Origin of the sequence: Streptomyces alboflavus (assembly GCF_000716675.1) — a bacterium.
Classification (GTDB): Bacteria; Actinomycetota; Actinomycetes; order Streptomycetales; family Streptomycetaceae; genus Streptomyces; species Streptomyces alboflavus.
This window is the reverse complement of record NZ_JNXT01000019.1, coordinates 29,078-50,818: the sequence shown is the minus strand read 5'-3', so window position 1 is coordinate 50,818 and position 21,741 is coordinate 29,078. Positions and strand designations below refer to the sequence as shown.

Genomic DNA, 21,741 nt, shown 5'->3' with positions numbered 1-21,741 from the left:
CTACTTCTCCTGCTTCTCGTCGACGTGCGCCGTTCGAGGCGCGTCGCCGCTCATCTCGTCCTTCTCGCCGTCCTGGATGGTGCCAGCGAGTCCTTGCAAAGCCGCCCAACGGATGTCGACGGCGTCGTGGTGGTGGTCCGGGTCGTCCGCGAGCCGCACTCCGCACTCGGAGCACAGGCCCTCACAGTCGTCCTGGCACACCGGCTGCATCGGCAGTGCGAGCACCACCGCGTCCCGCAGCACGGGCTCGAGGTCGAACATGCCGTCCTCGAGGAAAAGCCTGTCCTCGTCGTCCTCGGCGTCGTCGGCCGGTTCCGCGGTGCGGCCCCGGTCGTCGGCGTCAGGGTACGAGAACATCTCCTGGAAGTCCGCGTCGAGCGCGAGCTCGACCGGCTCCAGACACCTTACGCACTCCCCCTTGGCCGATGCACGGGCGGTGCCTGTGACAAGCACCCCTTCCATGACCGACTCCAGGCGGATGTCCAGCTCCACCGGGGCGCCGTCCGGCACTCCGATGACCCCTTCGACACCGAACGGAGCCGGTGAACCGGGGGCTTCGATGGTGCGGGTCACCCGCTGCATGGCACCGGGACGCCGACCCAGCTCGTGTGTGTCGAACACAAGCGGGTTTCGGTGGTCGAGGCGCGTGCTCAGGGGGTTTCCTGCTTTCGAATCCTGGGGGCTTGGCAAGGAGGCCACCGCGCCGAGGCCGCGAGAACGCGGTGTGAGCGGGCAGCTCGGACCGCGGACATACGCGCGACCGAAGAGCCAGGATACTGGACCTTTCGCTCTCGGCCCAATCGGCCGGCGCCCGGCCCCGGTGCCCGCGCCCTGCCGCGCCTAGCGCCCCTGCTCGTACTGGCGCAGCTGCTCCGCGCTGATCATGGTGGTGTCGAAGAGGCTGGTCTCGTCGAGCACGGCGGGCGCGGGGCTCTGCTGCCCGTAGTCCTGCTGCTGCGGGGCCTGCTGCTGGTTCTGGTCGTACCCCTGCTGCTGGTACGCGTAGGGGTCCTGCTGGTACACGTACGGATCCGGCTGGCCGTACCCCTGCTGGTAGGCGTACGGATCCTGGCCCGCGTACGGGGCCTGGCCGCCGTACTGGTCCCCGCCCTGGGCGTAGGGGTCCTGGGCGGCCTGTGCGTACGGGGCCTGGACCGGCTGTCCGTACTGGTCCTGCCGGTACGCGTACGGGTCCGGCTCGTGCTGGGGCGGGGCGGGCGCGTAGGGCTGCTGTGCCGGGATCGGCGGCGGGCTCTGGGGCGGGGTCTGCGGGGCGGCCGGGCGGGCGGGGCCGTCGGGGGTCTCGGCCAGGTCCGCCAGGTAGTCCGCGTCGGAGCTGTGCTTCTTGGCGCCGGCCTCGCCGAGCTCGCTGAGCTCGTCCGCCGGGGCGCGGCCGTGCAGGGTCTGGCGGCCGCGGCCGACGGCCTCCAGGGTCTTGGCGAGGACCGCCTCGAAGGCGCCGAGCTTCACGTCCACGTACACGTCGGCGTTGCGGCGCAGGGTGTCCGGGTCGTGGCTGCGCTCGGGGGCGTCCTCGTCCTCGTAGCCCTGCTCGTCGACGCCGGGTCCGGTGCCGAGGAGCTTCTCGCGGCCGCGGCCCACGGAGCCGAGGGTCTTGGTGAGGACGACCTCGAAGTTGGCGAGCTTGCTGTCCACGTAGTCGTCCGCCTCCTGGCGGACCTCGGTGGCCTCCTGGCGGGCCTCGGCCAGGATGCGGTCGGCCTCCGCCTGGGAGCGGCGCGCGACCTCCGTGTCGGAGATCAGCGAGCCGCGCTCGGCGTGCGCGCCCTCGATGATCCGCTCGGCCTCCTGGCGGGCCTGCTCGACCAGCTGCTCCCGGCCACCGATCAGCTCCTGGGCCTGGGCGAGGGAGCCGGGCAGGGCCTGGCGCACTTCTTCGAGCAGCGCCAGGAGCTCGGCGCGGTTGACCACGCACGAGGCGGACATCGGCATGGACTTGGCGCTGCCGACCGTCTCGACGATCTGGTCGATCTTCTTCTGCACGTCCACCGCGGGCTCGCCACTCTCTACAGCTGGTTGGGAGACGGACGGGACGACTGTAGCCCCTGATCAGCCCTTGGCGAGGCGCTTGTTGAGGCCTTCGAGCACGACCGGGGGAACCAGGTGCGCGATGTCGCCACCCCAGGACGCGACCTCCTTGACCAGCGAGGAGGACAGGAAGCTGTAGGCGGGGTTGGTGGGCACGAACAGCGTCTCGACACCCGTGAGGCCGTTGTTCATCTGGGCCATCTGGAGTTCGTAGTCGAAGTCGCTGACCGCGCGCAGGCCCTTGACGATGGCCGGAATATCGCGTTCCTTGCAGAAGTCGACCAACAGGCCCTGGAACGACTCGACTTCCACGTTGCCGAACTCGGCGGTGACCTGGCGGATCAGCTCGATCCGCTCGTCGATCTCGAACAGGCCCTTCTTGGACTTGTTGATCATCACCGCGACGTGCACCACGTCGTACAGCTTGGAGGCGCGGGCGATGATGTCGAGGTGGCCATTGGTGATGGGGTCGAACGACCCCGGACAGACGGCGCGGCGCAACGGAAGTCCCTCGCTCTCCGGTCGGGTCATGGCGCGATCTCAGACTCTTCGAACGAAGAGGCGGCGCGACCGTACCAAAACGTTCCCTCGCCGTAGCGACGGGACCTCAAGGCCTCGAAGCCGTCCGGCCAGGCGAATTCTCCGCCTCTCGTACTGCGTTCAACGGTGACGAGCGCGTCGTCCGTGAGCCACCCTCCCGAGCGGAGTGTGAGCAGGATCTCCCGAAGATCGTCGTCACCGACGGCATAAGGGGGGTCGAGAAACACCAGGTCATAGGGGGTGGCAGGGGTTGACTCGCGGATGACCTGGGCCGCTTTGCCCGCCCTGGCCTCGGCGCCGGGCAGCCCGAGCGCCTTGATGTTCTCGCGGATGGTGCGCGCGGCGCGGGCGTCGGCCTCGACGAGCAGGGCGTGCGCGGCGCCGCGGGACAGGGCCTCCAGGCCGACGGCGCCGGAGCCCGCGTACAGGTCGAGGACGCGGGCGCCGTCGAGGGTGCCCTGGAAGGCCTGCCAGGTGGAGAACAGGCCCTCGCGGGCGCGGTCCGATGTGGGCCGGGTGCCGTTCCCCGGCGGGACGGCGAGGCGGCGTCCGCCGGCCACACCGGCGATCACGCGGGTCATGGGGTCTCTGCGTCCTTCGGCTGGGGGTGGGGCTCGCCCTCGGGGGTGGGGCTTGTCCTCACGATATGCCGTGCGGGCGCTTCAGCCGTTGTCAGGCCTTGTCAGCCCTTGTCGAGGTACTGCTCGCGTTCCGCGTCCAGGAGGGCGTCCAGGGCGGTGCGCAGCTCCGGCAGGTGCTCCAGGTCGGGGTCGCGGGAGACCACGGCGGTCGCCTCCTCGCGGGCCGCGGCGATGATCTCCTCGTCGTCGATGACGGCGAGCATGCGCAGCGAGGAGCGGACCCCGGACTGGGCCTGGCCGAGGACGTCGCCCTCGCGGCGCTGCTCCAGGTCGACGCGGGAGAGCTCGAAGCCGTCGAGGGTGGCCGCGACGGCGTTCAGGCGGGCGCGGGCGGGGCTCGCCTCGGGCATGTCGGTGACCAGGAGGCACAGGCCGGGCGCGGAGCCGCGGCCGACGCGGCCGCGGAGCTGGTGCAGCTGCGAGACGCCGAAGCGGTCGGCGTCCATGATCACCATGGCGGTGGCGTTCGGGACGTTCACCCCGACCTCGATCACCGTCGTGGCGACCAGGACGTGCGTCTCGCCCGCGGCGAAGCGGCGCATCACGGCGTCCTTGTCGTCGGGCTGCATGCGGCCGTGCAGGACCTCGACGCCGAGGCCGCGCAGGGGGCCATGGGCGAGCTCCTCGGCGACGTCGAGGACGGCGAGCGGGGGGCGCTTGTCGGCGTCGTCCGCCGGGGGCTCCTCCGCGTTCTCGCCGGCCCCCTTGGCTCCCTGGGCCTTCTTGCCCTTCTTGGTCTTCTTGGGCTCCTCCGCGCCTTCGTCGTCCAGGTCACCGATGCGGGGGCAGACCACGTACGCCTGGTGGCCGTTCTCCACCTCCTCGCGCACGCGCTCCCACGCGCGGGCGAGGAAGTGCGGCTTGTCCTGGGACGGGACGACGTGCGTGGAGATCGGCGAGCGGCCGGCCGGGAGCTGGTCGAGGACGGAGGTCTCCAGGTCGCCGAAGACCGTCATCGCGACCGTGCGCGGGATGGGGGTCGCCGTCATCACGAGGAGGTGGGGCGGCTGCTTGCCCTTGCCGCGCAGGGCGTCGCGCTGCTCCACGCCGAAGCGGTGCTGCTCGTCGACCACGACCAGGCCGAGGTCGTGGAACTGCACCTTGTCCTCGATCAGGGCGTGCGTCCCGATGACGATGCCCGCCTCGCCCGTGACCAGGTCGAGCAGGGCCTGACGGCGGGCGGCCGTGCCCATGGAGCCGGTGAGCAGCGTGACCTTCGTCGCGTGCTCGGCGCCCCCGAGCATGCCGCCTTCCGCGAGCTCGCCCATCATCTCGGTGATCGAGCGGTGGTGCTGCTGGGCCAGGACCTCGGTGGGCGCGAGCATCGCGGCCTGCCCGCCCGCGTCGACGACGGCGAGCATGGCGCGCAGGGCCACCATCGTCTTACCGGAACCGACTTCCCCCTGGAGGAGGCGGTGCATCGGGTGTTCGGTGGCGAGGTCGTCGAAGATCTCCTTGGAGACCGCGCGCTGGCCGTCCGTGAGGGTGAAGGGGAGCTTGGCGTCGAAGGCGTCGAGGAGGCCGTCCGGGCGCGGTCTGCGGGCCACCGCGGGGAGCTGGGCGTCGGCGAAGCGGCGGCGGGCCAGGGCTACCTGGAGCACGAACGCCTCGTCCCACTTCAGCCGGTCCCTGGCGGTGGCGATGTCCGCCTTCGCGTGCGGGCGGTGGATCTTCAGGAGGGCTTCGGGGAGCGGGATCAGGCCCCGGCCCTCGCGCAGGGCGGGCGGCAGCGGGTCCAGGGCCTCCTGGGCGCTGGGCAGCACCGCGTCCACGGACTTGGCGATCTTCCAGGACTCCAGCTTGGCGGTGGCCGGGTAGATCGGGATGAGCGCCCCGGCCCAGGAGTCCACCGCGTCCGCGGCCGATTCGCCGTCGCCCCGCAGCAGTTCGTACGCCGGGTGGGCCAGCTGCATCTTGCGGTTGAAGACGGAGACCTTGCCCGCGAACATCGCGCGTGTGCCCGGGAGGAGGTCCTTGTGCGGCTTGTGGATGCCGCGGCCGAAGAAGACCAGCTGGAGCTGGCCGCTGCCGTCCGTGATGGTCACTTCCAGGCGCTGGCCGCTGCCGCCGTTGAACCGCAGCACGCGGGCCGTCGCCACTTGGGCCACGACCGTGACGTGCTCGTCCAGCGGGAGGTCGGAGAGGCGGGTCAGCTCGCCCCGCTCCGCGTACCTCCGTGGGTAGTGGTGCAGGAGGTCGCCGACCGTGTGCAGGCCGAGGTGCTCGGCCATCACCTTCGCGGTGGCCTGGCCGAGCGCGTTCTTCAATGGTTCCTGGAGCGCGTGCACGAGATCCATTGCACACCACGGGACTGACAATTGGGGGGCAGGGGGCCTTGCCGGGGGCTCCCCAACCCCACCCCTTCCCGAAACCGGGGCTCCGCCCCGGACCCCGTATCGGCGCTTCGCGCCTCGTCCTCAAACGCCGGACGGGCTGGCAGTGCCGACCGCGCGCGGTCGTGCGAGTGGGGGCGGGTGGGTGGGAGAGAGCCCGTCCGGCGATTGAGGACGAGCGCGCAGCGCGATCGGGGGTGCCCCCGGCCGAGGGGTCACTCCACGCCGATGAGGAGCAGGGCCGACTGGGGCCCGCCCCGGTACAGCACCGTGTCCACGGCCAGGTGGCCGTCGCGTACGTGCTTCTCCAGGAACTCGGCGACCGCGTCGGACACCGCGTCCCCGAGGACGAGCGTCACCATCTCGCCGCCCGCCGCCAGCATCCGGTCGAGCACGGCCGCCGCGGTCCGCGCGACCTCCGGGCCGATCACCGCCACGTCGCCGTCGATGAGGCCGAGCACGTCCCCGGCCTGGCAGATGCCCGCCGTCGTCCAGGACTGCCGCTCAGCGACGGCCAGTTCGGCGTACCGGGTCGCCCCGGCCGCCGAGGTCATCGCGACGACGTCCTCATCGAACCGGCGGTCCGGCTCGTGCACGGCGAGCGCCGCGATGCCCTGCACGGCGGAGCGGGTGGGGATCAGGGCGACGCGTACGCCTTCGGAGCGGGCCTGTTCGGCGGCCGCCGCCGCGGTGTGGCGCAGCCCGGCGTCGTTGGGCAGCAGCACCACCTCGCGCGCGTGGGCGCGCCGGATCGCCTCGACCAGCTCGCCGCTGCCGGGCGGCTCCCCCGCGCGCGCCGGCACCGTGGTCGCCCCGGCCTCGGCGTACAGGGCGGCGAGGCCGTCGCCCGGGACGACGGCGACGATGCCCCGCTGGACGCGCTCCCTGGGCGGCTGCGTCCGTACGGTGTGGGCGTCACCGGCACCGAAGTGCGTGATCCGGATGCGGTACGGACGGCCCGCCTCCACGCCCGCCTCGACAGCCGCGCCCGCGTCGTCGACATGGACGTGGACGTTCCACAGGCCGTCGCCGCCGACGACCACGAGCGAGTCGCCGAGCGCGTCCAGCCTGACCCGCAGCCGGTCGACCGCCGCGTCGTCGGCTTCCAGGAGGTAGATCACCTCGAAAGCGGGGCCGGCCCCGTCGGCGGCGGCGTCGACGCACGTGGCGGGCTCGGCGGCCGGGGCGGGCTCGGCGGCCTCCATGCCCACGCGCGCGTGGCCGCCAGCCGCCGCCCGCGGCCGCACGGTCTCCCCCGACAGCGCCCCCACCAGCGCGCCGAGAACCGCGACGAGGCCCCGTCCGCCCGCGTCCACCACGCCCGCGCGCCCCAGCACCGCGAGCTGTCCCGGAGTCGCGTCCAGGGCCGCACAGGCCCCTTCGTACGCCGCTCGTGCCACCGCGGCGCAGTCCCGCGAGTCCGTCGCGGCGGCGTCGGCCGCCTCGGCCGCGGCCTTGGCGACGGTCAGGACCGTGCCCTCCACGGGGTGCGCGACGGCACGGTACGCGGACCGGGACGCGCGGCCCAGCGCGAGCGCGAGGCGCACGGCATCGGCATCGGCATCGGCATCGGCACCAGCGTCGGCGTCCGCGTCCGCGTCCGCGTGATGCGCGTCACTGTCCTTGTCGGGCTCGCCGGCCCCGGCGCCGTCCTCCGCGAGCACCTGCGCCATCCCCCGCAGCAACTGCGCCAGAATCGTCCCGGAGTTGCCGCGGGCCCCGATCAGCGCGCCGTGCGCCATCGCGCGCACCGCCTCCGCGAGCGCGGGCCTGGCCGGCTCCAGGCCGGTGAAGACCGCGTCGACCGCCTGGGAGGCCGACTCCATCGTCAGATAGAGGTTGGTCCCGGTGTCCCCGTCCGCGACCGGATAGACGTTGATCGCGTCGATCTCCTCGCGGGCCTGCCCCAGCGCGTCCAGAGCGAGTGCGCTCCAGGCGCGGACTGCGACAGCGTCGAGGTTCTGCGGCAACTGTCGCCTCCTAGGAGCGTCACGCGACGCGTGTGTCTCGCGTACGGAACGCCTCGTCCTGCGTGCGGGACGCCTCCGTCGTGCGTCTCGGCTGGGACGCAGCGTAGACCTGGGACGGAGGGGAGGCCGGGGCGGGGCCGGGGCGAGACATGGTAGTTTCGTTGTACCGAAGCAGTCGTTGTATGCTGCTCCGGTTGCCCGATACGCATCGGGCCATTCCTCCTGGCAACGCCACTCCGATCATTGCACTGATCCCGGCATGCCGGGTTTAACCGTAAGTGCATCTGAAGTCTTTGGAGTGACCCGTGGCTGCCAACTGCGACGTCTGCGGCAAGGGGCCGGGCTTCGGCAACAACATCTCGCACTCGCACCGCCGTACGCCCCGTCGCTGGAACCCGAACATCCAGCGCGTGCGTGCCGTGGTCGGCGGGACGCCGAAGCGCCTCAACGCCTGCACCTCGTGCATCAAGGCCGGCAAGGTCTCGCGCTGACGCTTTCCCACGCTCTTTGAGCAAGGGACATCCCATTGCGCGGCCACCTAGCCGGTTGCTGAAGGGCCGGTCCTCCTTCGGGAGGGCCGGTTTTTCGTATGCCCGGGCGCTTTCGTGTGCCCGGGCACTTTCGTTTGCCCGCGCGGCCGCCTGCCAGAATCTGGCGGATGCGCTTCGGCATCCTCGGGCCCCTCGACATCCGCACCCCCGACGGCTCCCCCGTCGCCCCCGGCGGCCCCCGCCCCCGGGCCCTGCTCACCCTGCTCCTGCTCGACGCCGGCCGAAGCGTGTCCGCCGAGCGCCTGACCGACGGGCTCTACGGGGAGCGGCCGCCCGCCGGTGCCGCGAACGCGCTCCAGTCCCAGGTGTCCCGGCTGCGGGGGCGCCTCGGCGTCGGCATCGAGTCCACCGCCACGGGCTACCGCCTGGCCATCTCCCCCGACGACGTCGACGCCCACCTCTTCGAACGCCTGGCCCGCGAAGGACGCCGAGCCCTGTCCTCGGGAGACCACCCCCGGGCCGCCGCCCTCCTCACCGAGGCGCTCGGCCTGTGGCGCGGGCCCGCGCTCGCCGACCTGCCCGGGGCGCACGCCCCCCGCACCCGCCTCGACGAGCTCAGGCTCGCCGCCGTACAGGACCGGGTGGACGCGGATCTGGCGACCGGCGGCGCCCCCGGCCTCGTACCGGAACTGCGGGAGCTGGTCGCCGCCCATCCGCTGAGCGAGCGGCTCTACGGGCAGCTCATGCGGGCGCTGCACGCCACCGGGCGGTCCGCGGAGGCCCTCGCGGTGTTCGACGAGGCGCGTGGCGTCCTCGCGCGGCAGCTGGGCGCCGACCCGTCGGCGGAGCTCGCCGCGCTCCACCTGGAGCTGCTGCGCGGCGCCGAGCCGGCCCGCGCGCCGGCGGTGCCCGCGCCGCTCACCCCGCTCGTCGGCCGCACGGCGGAGCTGGCACGCGTCCACGCCCTCCTCGACGACACCCGCCTCGTGACGGTCACAGGACCGGGCGGCACCGGCAAGACCCGGCTCGCTCTGGAGGCCGCGCGGGAGCGGGAGAGCGGGACCGAGGGGGCGCGGGGAGGCGGGCCGGGGAGCGTGTGCTTCGTGGAGCTCGCGCCGCTGGCCGACGGGGAGCGGGTGACGTACGCGGTCCTCGGCGCCCTCGGTGTGCGTGACGGGTTCCACGCGCGCGGGGGTGACGCCACCGAGCGGCTGCTCGCCGCCCTTGAGGGGCGTGAGCTGCTGCTCGTGCTCGACAACTGCGAGCACGTGGTCGACGACGCGGCACGGGTCGCGGGGCTGCTGCTCGGCGCCTGCCCCGGTGTCCGTGTCCTCGCCACCAGCCGGGAGGCGCTCGGCATCACCGGGGAGGCGCTGTGCCCGGTGCCGCCGCTGGCCGCAGGGCCCGCCGACCGGCTCTTCCTGGAGCGCGCGGCGGCCGTGCGCCCGGACCTCGCGGGCCGAGCGGGCACAGCGGAGGGGCGGGCCGACCTCGTGCGCTCCCTGTGCGCCGCGCTCGACGGGCTTCCGCTGGCCATCGAGCTGGCCGCCGCACGCCTTCGCACCCTCACTCTCGACGAGCTGGCCGCGCGCCTCGACGACCGGTTCCGGCTCCTGTCGCGCGGCGACCGCACGAAGGCGCCGCGCCACCGCACCCTGCGCGCCGTCGTCGAGTGGAGCTGGGACCTGCTCGACGAGGAGGAGCGGGAGCTGGCCGCGCGGCTCACCGTGTTCCCCGCCGGGGCCACGCTGGACGCCGTCGAGGCGGTCTGTGAGCTCCCCTGCCCCGAGGACCTCCTTGCCTCGCTCGTGGAGAAGTCGTTCGTCGAGGCGGTGGGCGGCCGCTACCGGATGCTGGAGACCATTCGCGCCTTCTGTGCCCTTCGGCTCGCCGAGGCGGGCGACGAGGACAGGCTGCGCGCCGCGCACGCCGCGTACTTCCTGCGCCTCGCCGAGCGGGGCGCGCCGCTGCTGCACGGCGCCGGGCAGCTCCCCTGGCTGGACCGGCTCGCCGCCGACCACGGCAACCTGGAGGCCGCCCTGCGCCACCTGGCGCGCACCGACCCGCACGCGGGCCTGCGCATGCTGGCCGCGCTGTCCTGGTACTGGCGGCTGCGCGGCCACTACGGAGAGCGCGCCTCGCTCGCCTCGGGCCTCCTGTCGGCCGTCGGGCCACGCCCTCCGGAGGGGCTCGCCGAGGAGTACGTCCTGTGTCTGGTCAACACGATCGTGGGCGACGGAGACGACCCCGCCGAGCCGGGGCGCCTCGCACGCGCCGACGCCCTCCTGACGTCCCTGGAGGGGCCGTTGCGGCTGCCGTTCCTGATCGTGCTCTGGTCGCTGGTGGGCGGGCCGGGGCGGGCCATGGAGGAGCGCGTGCGCGACCAGGTCGGCGACCACCCCTGGGGGCGCGCCCTGCTGGACCTCGGGCGAGGCTTCCAGGAGCTGTTCGCGGGGCGGCCGCGGGACTCCGAGGCAGCCTTCGCGCGGGCGCTCGCGGCCTTCCGCGAGAACGGCGACCGCTGGGGCATGGCCAACTGCCTGGACCCGCTCGCGATGTTCGCCGACTGGCGCGGGGAGCGGGCGCGCGCCCTGGAGCTCCTGGACGAGGGCCTCGCCCACGTCGTCGAGCTCGGCGCCCCCGAGGAGACCGGCGACCTGTTGCACCAGCGCGCCACGGTCCTGCTGCACGGCGGCGCCCTGGAGGACGCGGCGGACCACTTCCGGCGGGCGGAGGAGCGGGCCCGCACCGTCGGCGTACGCGACAAGGTGGCGACGGCGCGGCGCGGCCTGGGGGACGTGGCCCGGCTGCGCGGCGACACGGCACGCGCGCGTGCGTACTACGAAGACGCCCTCCAGGCGTGCGCCGCCAACTGGTTCAGCGTGGCGGAGACCGCGCGGGTCTTCACCGGTCTCGGCCGCGTCGCGCTCGCCGAGTCCCGCCCGGAGGAGGCCGCCGACTGGTTCGAGCAGGCCCGCGTGCTGGCCGTCGACGCCCCCGGGGTGGGCGAACTCGCCGAGGTGGCGGAGGCGTTGGCGGCGGCCGCGTCACTCCCCCGGGACGCCGCCCGGCTCCTGGGCGCCGCCGCCGGCATCCGGGGCACGTTGATCGAGGGCCACCCCGACGTCGTACCGGTCCAGGAGGCGGCTCGCACGCGCCTCGGCCCGGCGGCGTACGGGGAGGCGTTCGCGGCGGGCCGCGGGGAGGGGGCGAGGGCGGTCGGACGCGGCTGAGTGGCGCCGCTGTCAGCCCCCGTCAGCCGACGGTACGCCCCCGGTAAGCGCCCCCACCGAGTCTCGGGGGCATGACGAACACGACGCACACCCCGTGGCCCGCGGGCCCGCTCGCCCACCTCGACGTCCTCATCTCCGGCGCCAGCGTCGCCGGGCCCTCGCTCGCCCTGTGGCTGTCCCGGTACGGCGCCCGGGTCACCGTCGTGGAGAAGGCGCCCGCCCTGCGCGAGGGCGGCTTCGCGGTCGACTTCCGGGGCAAGGTGCACCGCACCGTGCTGCGGCGCATGGGCATCTGGGACGAGGTCCACCGGCACCAGACGCACATGGGGCGCCAGACCATCGTCGAGGCCGACGACACGGAGCGGGTGGACCTGCCCGCGTTCCTGATGAGCGGCGACGTGGAGATCTTCCGCGGCGACCTCTCCAGGATCCTCCACGAGCGCACCCGGGACCGGGTGGAGTACGTCTTCGGGGACTCCGTCGCCACGCTGACCGAGGACTCCGAAGGCGTCGACGTGACCTTCGACCACGGCGCTCCTCGCTGCTTCGACCTCGTGGTCGGCGCCGACGGACTGCACTCCCACACCCGCCGTCTGGTCTTCGGCGACGAGTCGCGCTACCTGCGGTTCCTCGGCTACTACGTGGCGGGCTTCGACGTCCCCAACCACCTCGGCCTCGACCGCACCGCCCGCATCTACAGCGAACCCGGCCGCACCGTCATGATCAGCAACTATGACGGAGCCCCGGAGGCAGCGGGCGTCGGCCTGGTCTTCCGCTCCGAGCGGCTCGACTTCGACCGGCACGACCTCGCACAGCAGAAGAAGATCCTCGCCGAGCGGTTCGCGGGCCTGGGCTGGAAGCACGCCCCGAAGGCGCTGGAAGGCCTGGAGCGGGCCGAGGACCTGTACTTCGACGCCATCGCGCAGATCCACGTCGACCGGCTCTCACAGGGGCGTGTGGTCCTGCTCGGGGATGCCGGGTACGGCGCCACGATGGGCGGCATCGGGACGGGCACCGCGCTGGTGTCCGCGTACGTCCTGGCCGGTGAACTCGCGGCCGCGCGGGGCGATCACCGGGTCGGCTTCGCCGCGTACGAAGCGGAGATCCGTGACTACGCCAAGGGGTGCCAGAAGACGTCGGGCAACGCGGGGCCCTTCCTCGCGCCGCCGTCCGAGAGGAAGATCCGCAGCCGCGACCGGGCGTACCGCATGCTCAGCTCCCGCTTCCTGGCGGGCTTCTTCAAGAGGCTGACGGAGCGGGCCGCGAGCGACCTCACGCTCAAGGACTACGCCTCCCCGAACCGCCAGCCGTGATCCACAGGCCCGATCCCGCCGCCGAGTGCGAACCCGGCGGCGATGGCCCCGGTGACGTACTCCTTGGCGGCCGCCACGGCCTCCGGGACGGGCTGCCCCTTGGCGAGCTGCGCCGCGACGGCACTGGCGAGGGTGCAGCCCGTGCCGTGCGTATGGCGGTTGTCGTGGCGCGGGGCGCGCAGCCAGTGCTCCTCGGAGCCGTCGGTGAGCAGGTCCACGGCGTCGCCGCTGAGGTGGCCGCCCTTGATGAGCGCCCACCGCGGCCCGTACCCGAGGACGGCGGCCGCCGCGCGCCGCATGTCGTCCTCCGATGCGACCTCGACGCCGGTGAGTTGGGCGACCTCGTCGAGGTTGGGCGTCGCGACCGTGGCGACCGGAAGCAGCCTCGTACGCACCGAGTCCAGGGCGGACGCCGCGAGCAGGGCGTCCCCGTGCTTGGAGACGCCGACCGGGTCGACGACGGCGGGGGCGTCCGTGGCTGCGATCAACTCCGCGACCGCCTCGACCAGTTCGGCGGAGGCCAGCATCCCCGTCTTGACGGCCTGGACGCCGATGTCGTCGACGACGCTGCGGTACTGCGCCCGCACCGCCGCCACCGGCAGCTCCCAAGCGCCCTGCACGCCGAGGGAGTTCTGCGCGGTGACGGCCGTGACGACGCTCATGCCGTGGGTGCCGAGGGCGAGCATCGTCTTCAGGTCGGCCTGGATCCCGGCCCCGCCCCCGGAGTCGGAGCCCGCGACGGTGAGCACTCGCGGCGGCGCCGTCCCGGCCGCCCGGGCCGTGCCCGCCGCGCTCACGCGTCGCCGCCGTTCTCCCCGAAGTGGTCCCAGCCCTTGCTGGTCCAGGGCGCGCCGTCGACCGTGACCTGCGGCTGCGCCGAGGGGTTGAGGACCTCGCCGATGACCTTCCAGCGGGCGGGCAGCTTCACGTCCGACGGGAACGTCGCCACGATCGCGTGGTCCTCGCCGCCGTTGAGCACCCACTGCAGCGGGTCGACGCCGACGGCCTGCCCGATGTCGTTCATCTGCGAGGGGACGTCGACGTCTCCGGAGCGGATGTCGATGCGCACCTTGCTGGCCTCGGCGATGTGGCCGAGGTCGGCGATCAGGCCGTCGCTCACGTCCGTCATGGCGGTCGCGCCGAGCCCGGCGGCCGCGGGGCCCGCGTGGTAGGGCGGCTCGGGCCTGCGGTGGGCCTCCACGAAGGCGCGCGGCGAGCGGAAGCCGCGGGAGAGCACCGCGTGCCCGGCGGCGGACCAGCCGAGCCAGCCGGTGACGGCGACGGCGTCGCCGGGCTGGGCGCCCGCGCGCGTGACGGGTTCGTGGTTGCGCAGGTCGCCGAGCGCGGTGATCGAGACGGTGATCGTGTCACCGCGTACGACATCGCCGCCGACCACGGCCGCGCCCGCGACCTGGCACTCGTCGCGCAGTCCGTCCATCAGCTCGATGGGCCAGCTCGCGGGCAGCTCGGCGGGCACCACGAGGCCGAGCAGGATCGCGGTGGGCACGGCGCCCATGGCGGCGATGTCGGCGAGGTTCTGGGCGGCGGCCTTGCGGCCGACGTCGTAGGCGGTGGACCAGTCGCGGCGGAAGTGCCTGCCCTCCAGGAGGATGTCGGTGCTGGCCACGACCCTGCGGTCCGGGGCGGCCACGACGGCGGCGTCGTCGCCGGGGCCGAGGCGTACGGCCGGGGTGGAGGTGAGCCGCGAGGTGAGCTCCTTGATGAGCCCGAACTCGCCCAACTCGCCGACGGTGCCCTTCATGCGCGTGCTGCTCCTTCTGCCACGGTCGCCGCGGTCCGCTTGCGGTCGCGAGCCGTCCCTGTCGTCGGTACGGTCGACGGAGCCGTCAACCTGTGTTGTCCGTCCGCCGCGATGTGCGCGCCACAGCTCCCCCGGGTCTCCCCGTGGCGAGCGGCGACGCGGTACCGTGGCGTCCCTTCTCCCCACATGATCCTCGTGGCCGCCCTGGAGGTTCCGTGGTACAGGCGTACATCCTGATCCAGACCGAGGTCGGCAAGGCGTCGACCGTCGCCGAGCTGATCGGCAAGATCCCGGGAGTGATCCAGGCCGAGGACGTGACCGGTCCCTACGATGTCATCGTGCGCGCGCAAGCGGACACGGTCGACGAACTCGGCCGCATGGTGGTTGCCAAGGTCCAGCAGGTGGACGGCATCACCAGAACGCTGACCTGCCCGGTCGTGCACTTGTAGCCCCCGTCTACCCTGGCCCGGTGAACATCCCCCGTCTCCGGCGCCGCTGCCTCATAAGTGCGGCCGCTTGCGCGACGCTGATCGCGTCAACGGCCTGCTCATCAACGGACGACACAGCGTCGGTGGTGGTTCCGTCCCCGGCCGCGAAGGCCGCGGGGCTCTGTCGGGATCTGCACGCGCGGCTCCCGAAGAAGGTCGACGGTCTCGAGCGCACCGACCCCGGACCGAAGTCGGAGTTGACCGCCGGGTGGGGAGACCCGGCGATCATACTGCGCTGCGGTGTGGAGCGGCCCCCGGAGATGCTCGATCCCAAGATCGCCAAGTCGGACGGGGTGACGGTGAACGGCGTCGCCTGGCTGCTGCAGAAGCGCGACGACGGCAGCTACGTCTTCACCACCGCGCTGCGTCTCGCCTACGTCGAGGTGACGCTGCCGAAGGAGCGGACGGGGAACGGCCTCGGCCCGCTCACGGACTTCGCCACCCCCATCAAGAAGACAATCCCCAAGGGAGTGGCCTAGCCACGCCCCGAAAGGGGCACAGGGAACAGCACGCCCCGAAAGGGGCACAGGGAACGCCGCGCCCCGTAAGGGGCGCCGGGAACTGCGCGCCCAGCCACAGAGCCGCCGCACCCAAAAGCCCCCGCCCGGCAACGGAACACAGCCTCCGGGGCCCGCGGCCTACCGCAGGCCCGTGGACCGGGAGAGCGCCGCCTGGATGAGGCGGTCCACCAGCTCCGCGTACCCGACGCCGCTCTTCTCCCACATCTGCGGATACATGGAGATCGGCGTGAAGCCCGGCATCGTGTTGATCTCGTTGATGACGAACCGGCCGTCCTCGGTGAGGAAGAAGTCCGCGCGCACCAGGCCCTCGCAGGACGCCGCCTCGAAGGCCTCGACGGCGAGCCGCTGCACCTCGGCGGTCTCCTCCGGCGTCAGCGGGGCGGGGACCAGGCCGGGCGTCGAGTCGATGTACTTCGCCTCGAAGTCGTAGTAGTCGTGCGCCTGCACCGGCGGGATCTCGGCGGGCACGCTGGCGCGCGGGCCGTCCTCGAACTCCAGGACGCCGCACTCGATCTCGCGGCCGCGGAGCAGCGCTTCCACGATGATCTTCGGGTCGTGGCGCTGTGCCTCCGCGATGGCCTCGTCGAGGCCGTCGAAGGAGTCGACCTTGGTGATGCCGATCGAGGAGCCCGCGCGCGCGGGCTTGATGAACAGCGGCCAGCCGTGCTCGCCCGCGAAGTCCGCGACGCGCTGCCGGGCCTTCTTCTCCTCGCGCTGCCACTCGCGGGGCCGGATCACCAGGTACGGGCCGACGGGCAGCCCGAAGGAGGTGAAGACCCGCTTCATGTACTCCTTGTCCTGGCCGACGGCCGAGGCGAGCACGCCCGCGCCCACGTACGGCACGCCGGACAGCTCCAGGAGGCCCTGGAGGGTGCCGTCCTCGCCGTAGGGGCCGTGCAGCATCGGGAAGACCACGTCGACCTCGCCGAGCGCCTTGGGCACCGCGCCGGGCTCGCTGTAGACGACCTCGCGGTTGCCCGGGTCGACGGGCAGGACGACGCCGCCGCCGTCGGAGTCGGCGAGCTCGGCGACGCTCGGCACCTTGCGGTCGGCGATGGCCATCCGGTCGGGGTCGTCCGCGGTCAGCGCCCAGCGCCCGTCCGTGGTGATGCCGATCGGCAGCACGTCGTACTTGGTCCGGTCGATGGCGCGCAGTACGGCACCGGCGGTGACGACGGAGATGCCGTGCTCCGAGCTGCGGCCGCCGAACACGACGGCCACACGCGGCTTGCGGGGGCTCTGGGGGAGGTTCTCGCTGCTCATATCGCGTCGAGCGTACCCTTTGCCCCCGGCGGAGTCTGTGTGCCGCCCGTGACCTGGGGTCAGCGGCGTTCCGGCTTGGCGCTGCGGGACATCAGCTCCTTGAGCGCCACCAGCGGCGGTGTGCCCTCGTGCACGATGCCGACGACCGTCTCGGTGATCGGCATGTCGACGCCGTGCCTGCGGGCCAGGTCGAGGACGGACTCGCAGGACTTGACGCCCTCCGCGGTCTGCTTGGTGACCGCGATGGTCTCCTGCAGGGTCATGCCCTTGCCGAGGTTGGTGCCGAAGGTGTGGTTGCGCGAGAGCGGCGAGGAGCAGGTGGCCACCAGGTCGCCGAGGCCCGCGAGCCCTGAGAACGTCAGCGGGTCGGCGCCCATGGCGAGGCCGAGCCGGGTGGTCTCGGCGAGCCCGCGGGTGATGAGCGAGCCCTTGGTGTTGTCGCCGAGCCCCATGCCGTCCGCGATGCCGACGGCGAGCCCGATGACGTTCTTCACGGCGCCGCCCAGCTCGCAGCCGACCACGTCGGTGTTGGTGTACGGCCGGAAGTACGGGGTGTGGCAGGCGGCCTGGAGGCGCTGGGCGACCGTCTCGTCGGTGCAGGCGACCACGGACGCGGCGGGCTGGCGGGCGGCGATCTCCCGGGCCAGGTTGGGTCCGGTGACGACGGCGATCCGCTCGGCGGGGGCCTTGGTGACGTCCTCGATGACCTCGCTCATGCGCATGGCGGAGCCCAGCTCGACGCCCTTCATCAGCGAGACGAGCACCGTGTCGGGGGCGAGCAGCGGGGTCCAGGCGGCGAGGTTGCCGCGCAGGGTCTGCGAGGGCACGGCGAGCACGGTGAAGTCGGCGTCGGCCGCGGCGGCGGCCGGGTCGGTGGTGGCGGTCAGGTTCCGCGGCAGCTCGACGCCCGGCAGGTAGTCGGGGTTGGTGTGGGTGGAGTTGACCGCGTCGGCGAGTTCTTCGCGGCGGGCCCACAGGGTGACGTCGCAGCCGGCGTCGGCGAGGACCATCCCGAAGGCCGTCCCCCACGAGCCGGTTCCGAAGACGGCGGCCTTCAGGGATCGGGTCACTTGCTCTCCTCCGAACTGCCTTGCTCTGTACGGCCGCTGGCGGCGGAGTCCGCGTCGGCGGAGATCTCCTTGGCCTTGCGGCGCTGCGCGAGACGAACCTCACGCGGGTCGTAGCGCTTCTGCGGGGCCTGCTCGCCGCGCAGCTCCTGAAGCAGCTCGGTGATGGCCGCCATGATGGCCTCGGTGGCCTCCTTCAGGAGGTCCGGGGTCATCTCCTTGTCGTAGAAGCGCGCCAGGTCGACCGGCTCACCGGCGAGCACGTGGTGCGTCTTGCGGGGCAGCACGTCGGGCTTCTTCGCGTACGGCGGCAGGACGTGGTTGGCGCCCCACTGGGCCACCGGAATGACCGGGCACTTGGTCTGCAGGGCCACGCGCGCGACGCCCGTCTTGGCCGTCATGGGCCACAGGTCGGGGTCGCGGGTGAGGGTGCCCTCGGGGTAGAACGCCACGCATTCGCCGCGCTCGACGGCCTCGATGGCGGCCCGGAAGGCGCTCAGCGCGTTGGTGGTCTCGCGGTAGACCGGGATCTGTCCCGTGCCCCGCATGAACGCCCCGACGAAGCCCTTCTTGAAGAGCCCGTGCTTGGCGAGGAAACGCGGGACCCGCCCGGTGTTGTACTGAAAGTGGGCGTACGCGAACGGGTCGAGATGGGAATTGTGGTTCACGGCGGTGATAAAACCGCCGTCGGCCGGAATGTTCTCCATTCCCCGCCAGTCCCGCTTGATCAGAACCAACAGCGGCGGTTTAGCGATGACCGCCGCCAAGCGGTACCAGAAGCCGATTCTGCGGCGGGACACTCGGACACCTTCCTCCATGAGCCTGGTCGGCCGCACAAGTGTCGCCCCAGGCTGCCGTCCTGTCGAGAACACCGTACGCCCACCCGTCCGCCACCTCCCCGTCACGCCCCGCCTGGCCCGCGCGCGCCGGGCACCGGCCCGCCGCACCGGCGGCCACCCCCGCACCCCACCTCCCTTCCGCCCCCTTCCCCCAGGTCACAATGGGCTCACGCGAAGGACGGAGCCGGGCGTGCAGTGGACCGTGGTGATACCGCTCAAGCCCCTGGAGCGGGCCAAGAGCCGTCTCGCGCCCGCCGCCGGGGACGGTCTGCGGCCCGCACTCGCCCTCGCGTTCGCGCAGGACACCGTGGCCGCGACGGTGGCCTGCCCGTCGGTGCGGGATGTGGTGGTCGTCACGGACGACGTCCGCGCGGGCCGCGAACTGGCCGCGCTCGGCGCCCACGTCGTCCCCGACACCCCGGGGGACGGCCTCAACGCCGCGCTGGCGCACGCGGCCCGGCAGGTGCGCTCCCGGCACCCCGAGGCACCCGTGGCGGCCCTCAACGCCGATCTGCCCGCGCTGCGCCCCGGCGAATTGGCCCGCGTCCTCGATGCCGCGGTGCCATTCCCGCGCGCTTTCCTGCCGGACGCGGCGGGAATCGGCACGACGCTGCTCACCGCGGGGCCCGGCACGGAATTGCGCCCTCGATTCGGCGGGCCGTCCCGGGCCCGGCACCGGGACTCGGGAGCGGTGGAACTCGGCGGCGGACGGGCCGGGACGACCGGGCCCGCCGACGCCGACGCGACCGCCGGAGCCGCCGACGGCATCGGGTACGCCGGTTCCGTGCGCCAGGACGTGGACACCGGCGACGACCTGCGGGCCGCGCTCGCCCTCGGCGTGGGCCCGCACACGGCGGCGGCCGCGGCGGGGCTGCTGATCCCGGACTGAGTACGCTTCCCCCATGCAGGCCACCGCGTACACCTACGACTCCGACACCCGCACCGGCAGCGTGCTCCTCGACGACGGCACCCCGGTGCCCTTCGACGCCCCCGCGTTCGACGCCGGCGGCCTGCGGCTGCTCAGGCCCGGCCAGCGGGTGCGCATCGAGGTGACCGGGGAGGGCGAGGGCCGCCGGATCACGCTGGTGACGCTGCAGACGTTCTGAGGACGCCGCAGCCGTTTCCGGACGGGCTGGTCCCCTCTGGTCCCCCTGGCCCCCCTGGCCCGCGAACAGCCCCCGAACACGCCGCGGGCCGGGCTCCCCCAAGGGAGCCCGGCCCGGCGCGTGAGTGCCCTCAGCCCTTACTTCTTGCGGGCGGTGGCCTTCTTGGCGGTGGTCTTGCGCGCCGTGGACTTCTTGGCGGGCGCCTTCTTGGCCGTGGCCTTCTTGGCGGGCGCCTTCTTGGCGGCGGCCTTCTTGGCGGTGGTCTTCTTCGCCGTGGCCGCCTTGGCCGTCTTCTTGGCCGTGGTCTTCTTGGCCGTGGCCGTCTTCGCCGCCTTCTTGGCGGTGGTGGCCTTCTTGGCCGTCGTCGCCTTCTTGGCGGTGGTGGCCTTCTTGGCGGCGGTGGTCTTCTTCGCCGTCGTCTTCTTGGCGGTGGCCTTCTTGGCGGTGGCCTTCTTGGTGGCCGCCTTGGCGGTGGTCTTGGTGCCGCCCGAAAGGCTGCCCTTGGGCGCCTTCTTGACCGCAACGTCGTTCTTCGGGAGCTTCTTCGAGCCGCTCACCAGGTCCTTGAAGCCCTGGCCCGCGCGGAAGCGCGGCACCGAGGTCTTCTTGACCCGAACGCGCTCCCCGGTCTGCGGGTTGCGGGCGTACCGAGCCGGGCGGTCGACCTTCTCGAACGAGCCGAAGCCGGTGACCGAAACACGGTCTCCACTGACGACGGCACGGACGATGGCGTCCAGAACCGCGTCCACGGCGTCGGCGGCCTGCTGACGGCCACCGACCTTGTCGGCAATCGCTTCTACGAGCTGCGCCTTGTTCACGTCTTCCCCTTCGGAGACATTGCCTGAGCGAATGTGCCAGGCTTTTTCGCACGTTAGGCAGATATATACCGCAAATCAAACACGAAACGGGCTAATCACCCTTGTGCCGCAACGACCTGGGCTCTCGAGGAGTTCCTCGAAGGTCCGTTGAGGCCCGTCGGGACCCAGCAGGCCCGTTCAGGCCTGCCACTCAGTCGTCTTCAGGGATTCGGCCCTCGTCGCCGTCGTCGAGGTACGCCATCAACCGCTCCAGACGCCTTGCCGCATCGGCGAGATCGTGTTTGGCCGCGGCCGTAATGACCAGCAGCTTCCGGGTCAGCGCCATCCGTACGCCCTCCGGGACTTGCAGTGCGCGCACTCGGGAGTGCGCTTCCTTCAACTGGTCCGCCACGAGTCCGTAGAGCTCGAGTTGGTCGTCGCGTCCCATGCACCGATTGTGCCATCTGGGGCGAGTTGTCGCCTCCGCAGGGGGTAACTACCCTCCTCCGGCGCCCATCTGAGGATAACCGCAACCTCGGGGTGCAAGTGGATTTCCGGCCTCTTCTGCCCCTCAGATCAAGGCAGTTGAGACCACCCGTTCAGGTCATCGGGGGGCATACGGGGGCCGGACACAGATGTACCCCCAACCGTCCACGATTGGGGGTACATCGGGTGCCGGGGCACTCCCGGGCAACTCGCGAAGGCGCGCTGGGCCGCCCGGGGGAAGCGGGTCAGGCGGCCTGCACGGTGCGCGGCTTGTGCGCGGGGCGCCGGGACTCGTAGACGGCGATGTCCTGCTCGTTCTGGAGGGTGATGCTGATGTCGTCCAGGCCGTTCAGGAGCCGCCAGCGGGCGTTCTCGTCCAGCTCGAAGGAGGCGGTGACGCCGGGGGCGCGGACCTGGCGTTCGTGCAGGTCGACGGTGATCTCGACGGTCGGGTCGGCCTCCGTCAGGGCCCACAGCTCATCCACGGTCGACTGCTCCAGAACCACCGTGAGCAGGCCGTTCTTGAGCGAGTTCCCACGGAAGATGTCGGCGAAGCGGGACGAGATGACGGCCTTGAAGCCGTAGTTCTGCAGCGCCCAGACGGCGTGCTCGCGGGAGGATCCGGTGCCGAAGTCGGGCCCGGCGACCAGGACCGTGGCGCCCTGTCGCTCCTGCTTGTTGAGCACGAAGTCGGCGTCCTTGCGCCAGGCCTCGAAGAGTCCGTCCTCGAACCCGTCCCTGGTGACCTTCTTCAGCCAGTGGGCGGGGATGATCTGGTCGGTGTCGACGTTGCTGCGGCGCAGCGGCACGGCCCGGCCGGTGTGGGTGGTGAAGGCTTCCAT

Annotated in this window: 21 protein-coding genes; 7 read left to right on the top strand and 14 right to left on the bottom strand. The window is 72.5% G+C overall.

Annotation, left to right across the window (positions count from 1 at the left end; all coding sequences use genetic code 11):
• The 6 genes from OO63_RS16300 to OO63_RS16275 all read right to left on the bottom strand — a co-directional run bounded on the left by OO63_RS16300 (position 1) and on the right by OO63_RS16275 (position 7,533).
• A complete protein-coding gene (locus tag OO63_RS16300) occupies positions 1 to 654 on the bottom strand; it encodes a YceD family protein (protein ID WP_030361954.1) in 654 nt (217 codons plus the stop codon).
• Between the two features lie 186 nt (positions 655 to 840).
• On the bottom strand, positions 841 to 2,010 hold the full coding sequence (locus OO63_RS16295; RefSeq protein WP_030361953.1) for a F0F1 ATP synthase subunit B: 1,170 nt from the start codon (positions 2,008 to 2,010) through the stop codon (positions 841 to 843).
• Positions 2,011 to 2,070: 60 nt separating this feature from the next.
• Positions 2,071 to 2,550 carry a pantetheine-phosphate adenylyltransferase gene (coaD, locus tag OO63_RS16290; protein ID WP_193560590.1) on the bottom strand — a complete coding sequence of 160 codons (480 nt, stop codon included), beginning with the start codon at positions 2,548 to 2,550 and terminating at the stop codon, positions 2,071 to 2,073.
• A gap of 26 nt (positions 2,551 to 2,576) precedes the next feature.
• Complete coding sequence (gene rsmD, locus OO63_RS16285; protein WP_030361951.1) at positions 2,577 to 3,170, bottom strand: 16S rRNA (guanine(966)-N(2))-methyltransferase RsmD; 594 nt, start codon at positions 3,168 to 3,170, stop codon at positions 2,577 to 2,579.
• A 101-nt stretch (positions 3,171 to 3,271) separates the two neighbouring features.
• A complete protein-coding gene (gene recG, locus OO63_RS16280) occupies positions 3,272 to 5,527 on the bottom strand; it encodes an ATP-dependent DNA helicase RecG (RefSeq protein WP_030361950.1) in 2,256 nt (751 codons plus the stop codon).
• A 251-nt stretch (positions 5,528 to 5,778) separates the two neighbouring features.
• Positions 5,779 to 7,533, bottom strand: coding sequence for a DAK2 domain-containing protein (locus tag OO63_RS16275; protein ID WP_030361949.1), 1,755 nt, complete (start codon positions 7,531 to 7,533; stop codon positions 5,779 to 5,781).
• Between the two features lie 305 nt (positions 7,534 to 7,838).
• On the opposite strand from OO63_RS16275, the gene rpmB reads away from it, so the two are divergent.
• The 3 genes from rpmB (at position 7,839) to OO63_RS16260 (ending at position 12,570) form a co-directional block, all read left to right on the top strand.
• The gene (gene rpmB / locus OO63_RS16270) at positions 7,839 to 8,024 is read left to right on the top strand and encodes a 50S ribosomal protein L28 (RefSeq protein ID WP_030195073.1); all 186 of its coding nucleotides are present in this window, start codon (positions 7,839 to 7,841) and stop codon (positions 8,022 to 8,024) included.
• A 167-nt stretch (positions 8,025 to 8,191) separates the two neighbouring features.
• Positions 8,192 to 11,257, top strand: a complete 3,066-nt coding sequence (locus OO63_RS16265) for an ATP-binding protein (RefSeq protein ID WP_030361948.1) — start codon at positions 8,192 to 8,194, stop codon at positions 11,255 to 11,257.
• A gap of 71 nt (positions 11,258 to 11,328) precedes the next feature.
• Positions 11,329 to 12,570 (top strand): FAD-dependent monooxygenase, encoded by a 1,242-nt coding sequence (locus OO63_RS16260; RefSeq protein ID WP_030361947.1) that lies wholly within the window; start codon positions 11,329 to 11,331, stop codon positions 12,568 to 12,570.
• Here the strand turns inward: OO63_RS16260 and thiD are convergent.
• Positions 12,543 to 13,367 (bottom strand): bifunctional hydroxymethylpyrimidine kinase/phosphomethylpyrimidine kinase, encoded by an 825-nt coding sequence (gene thiD / locus OO63_RS16255; RefSeq protein ID WP_051810933.1) that lies wholly within the window; start codon positions 13,365 to 13,367, stop codon positions 12,543 to 12,545. The two genes, OO63_RS16260 and thiD, sit on opposite strands and share 28 nt — an antisense overlap.
• Positions 13,364 to 14,332 carry a thiamine-phosphate kinase gene (locus OO63_RS16250; protein ID WP_030361945.1) on the bottom strand — a complete coding sequence of 323 codons (969 nt, stop codon included), beginning with the start codon at positions 14,330 to 14,332 and terminating at the stop codon, positions 13,364 to 13,366. The genes thiD and OO63_RS16250 overlap by 4 nt, the downstream gene beginning before the upstream one ends.
• Positions 14,333 to 14,547: 215 nt before the next feature.
• Between OO63_RS16250 and OO63_RS16245 the strand changes: the two genes are divergently transcribed.
• Together OO63_RS16245 and OO63_RS16240 are read left to right on the top strand one after the other, a co-directional pair.
• Complete coding sequence (locus OO63_RS16245; RefSeq protein WP_016642988.1) at positions 14,548 to 14,781, top strand: Lrp/AsnC family transcriptional regulator; 234 nt, start codon at positions 14,548 to 14,550, stop codon at positions 14,779 to 14,781.
• Positions 14,782 to 14,801: 20 nt separating this feature from the next.
• Positions 14,802 to 15,299, top strand: coding sequence for a DUF3515 domain-containing protein (locus OO63_RS16240; protein ID WP_030361944.1), 498 nt, complete (start codon positions 14,802 to 14,804; stop codon positions 15,297 to 15,299).
• 159 nt (positions 15,300 to 15,458) lie between these two features.
• Here OO63_RS16240 and OO63_RS16235 read toward each other — a convergent pair whose 3' ends face one another.
• From OO63_RS16235 to OO63_RS16225, 3 genes are read right to left on the bottom strand one after another with little or no spacing between them, the layout of a single operon-like run.
• Positions 15,459 to 16,604 carry a D-alanine--D-alanine ligase family protein gene (locus OO63_RS16235; protein WP_030361943.1) on the bottom strand — a complete coding sequence of 382 codons (1,146 nt, stop codon included), beginning with the start codon at positions 16,602 to 16,604 and terminating at the stop codon, positions 15,459 to 15,461.
• A gap of 59 nt (positions 16,605 to 16,663) precedes the next feature.
• Complete coding sequence (locus OO63_RS16230; RefSeq protein ID WP_030361942.1) at positions 16,664 to 17,674, bottom strand: NAD(P)H-dependent glycerol-3-phosphate dehydrogenase; 1,011 nt, start codon at positions 17,672 to 17,674, stop codon at positions 16,664 to 16,666.
• A complete protein-coding gene (locus OO63_RS16225) occupies positions 17,671 to 18,471 on the bottom strand; it encodes a lysophospholipid acyltransferase family protein (RefSeq protein ID WP_030361941.1) in 801 nt (266 codons plus the stop codon). The genes OO63_RS16230 and OO63_RS16225 overlap by 4 nt, the downstream gene beginning before the upstream one ends.
• 229 nt (positions 18,472 to 18,700) lie before the next feature.
• On the opposite strand from OO63_RS16225, the gene cofC reads away from it, so the two are divergent.
• Positions 18,701 to 19,399, top strand: coding sequence for a 2-phospho-L-lactate guanylyltransferase (gene cofC / locus OO63_RS16220; protein WP_030361940.1), 699 nt, complete (start codon positions 18,701 to 18,703; stop codon positions 19,397 to 19,399).
• A gap of 13 nt (positions 19,400 to 19,412) precedes the next feature.
• Positions 19,413 to 19,616, top strand: coding sequence for a hypothetical protein (locus OO63_RS46345; RefSeq protein ID WP_030361939.1), 204 nt, complete (start codon positions 19,413 to 19,415; stop codon positions 19,614 to 19,616).
• A 137-nt stretch (positions 19,617 to 19,753) separates the two neighbouring features.
• Here the strand turns inward: OO63_RS46345 and OO63_RS16210 are convergent, their stop codons facing one another.
• The 3 genes from OO63_RS16210 to leuD all read right to left on the bottom strand — a co-directional run bounded on the left by OO63_RS16210 (position 19,754) and on the right by leuD (position 21,741).
• Positions 19,754 to 20,434: an HU family DNA-binding protein gene (locus tag OO63_RS16210; RefSeq protein ID WP_030361938.1), complete on the bottom strand. Its 681-nt coding sequence runs from the start codon at positions 20,432 to 20,434 to the stop codon at positions 19,754 to 19,756.
• Between the two features lie 190 nt (positions 20,435 to 20,624).
• Complete coding sequence (locus OO63_RS16205; protein WP_030361937.1) at positions 20,625 to 20,861, bottom strand: SCO5555 family protein; 237 nt, start codon at positions 20,859 to 20,861, stop codon at positions 20,625 to 20,627.
• A 283-nt stretch (positions 20,862 to 21,144) separates the two neighbouring features.
• Positions 21,145 to 21,741, bottom strand: coding sequence for a 3-isopropylmalate dehydratase small subunit (gene leuD, locus OO63_RS16200; RefSeq protein ID WP_030361936.1), 597 nt, complete (start codon positions 21,739 to 21,741; stop codon positions 21,145 to 21,147).

Coding starts and splice junctions, on each gene's coding strand:
- OO63_RS16265 (WP_030361948.1), top strand. CDS start 8,192: ATGCGCTTCGGCATCCTCGGGCCCCTCGACATCCGCACCCCCGACGGC.
- rsmD (WP_030361951.1), bottom strand. CDS start 3,170: ATGACCCGCGTGATCGCCGGTGTGGCCGGCGGACGCCGCCTCGCCGTC.
- OO63_RS16235 (WP_030361943.1), bottom strand. CDS start 16,604: ATGAGCAGCGAGAACCTCCCCCAGAGCCCCCGCAAGCCGCGTGTGGCC.
- OO63_RS16205 (WP_030361937.1), bottom strand. CDS start 20,861: ATGGGACGCGACGACCAACTCGAGCTCTACGGACTCGTGGCGGACCAG.
- OO63_RS46345 (WP_030361939.1), top strand. CDS start 19,413: ATGCAGGCCACCGCGTACACCTACGACTCCGACACCCGCACCGGCAGC.
- OO63_RS16250 (WP_030361945.1), bottom strand. CDS start 14,332: ATGAAGGGCACCGTCGGCGAGTTGGGCGAGTTCGGGCTCATCAAGGAG.
- leuD (WP_030361936.1), bottom strand. CDS start 21,741: ATGGAAGCCTTCACCACCCACACCGGCCGGGCCGTGCCGCTGCGCCGC.
- OO63_RS16260 (WP_030361947.1), top strand. CDS start 11,329: ATGACGAACACGACGCACACCCCGTGGCCCGCGGGCCCGCTCGCCCAC.
- recG (WP_030361950.1), bottom strand. CDS start 5,527: ATGGATCTCGTGCACGCGCTCCAGGAACCATTGAAGAACGCGCTCGGC.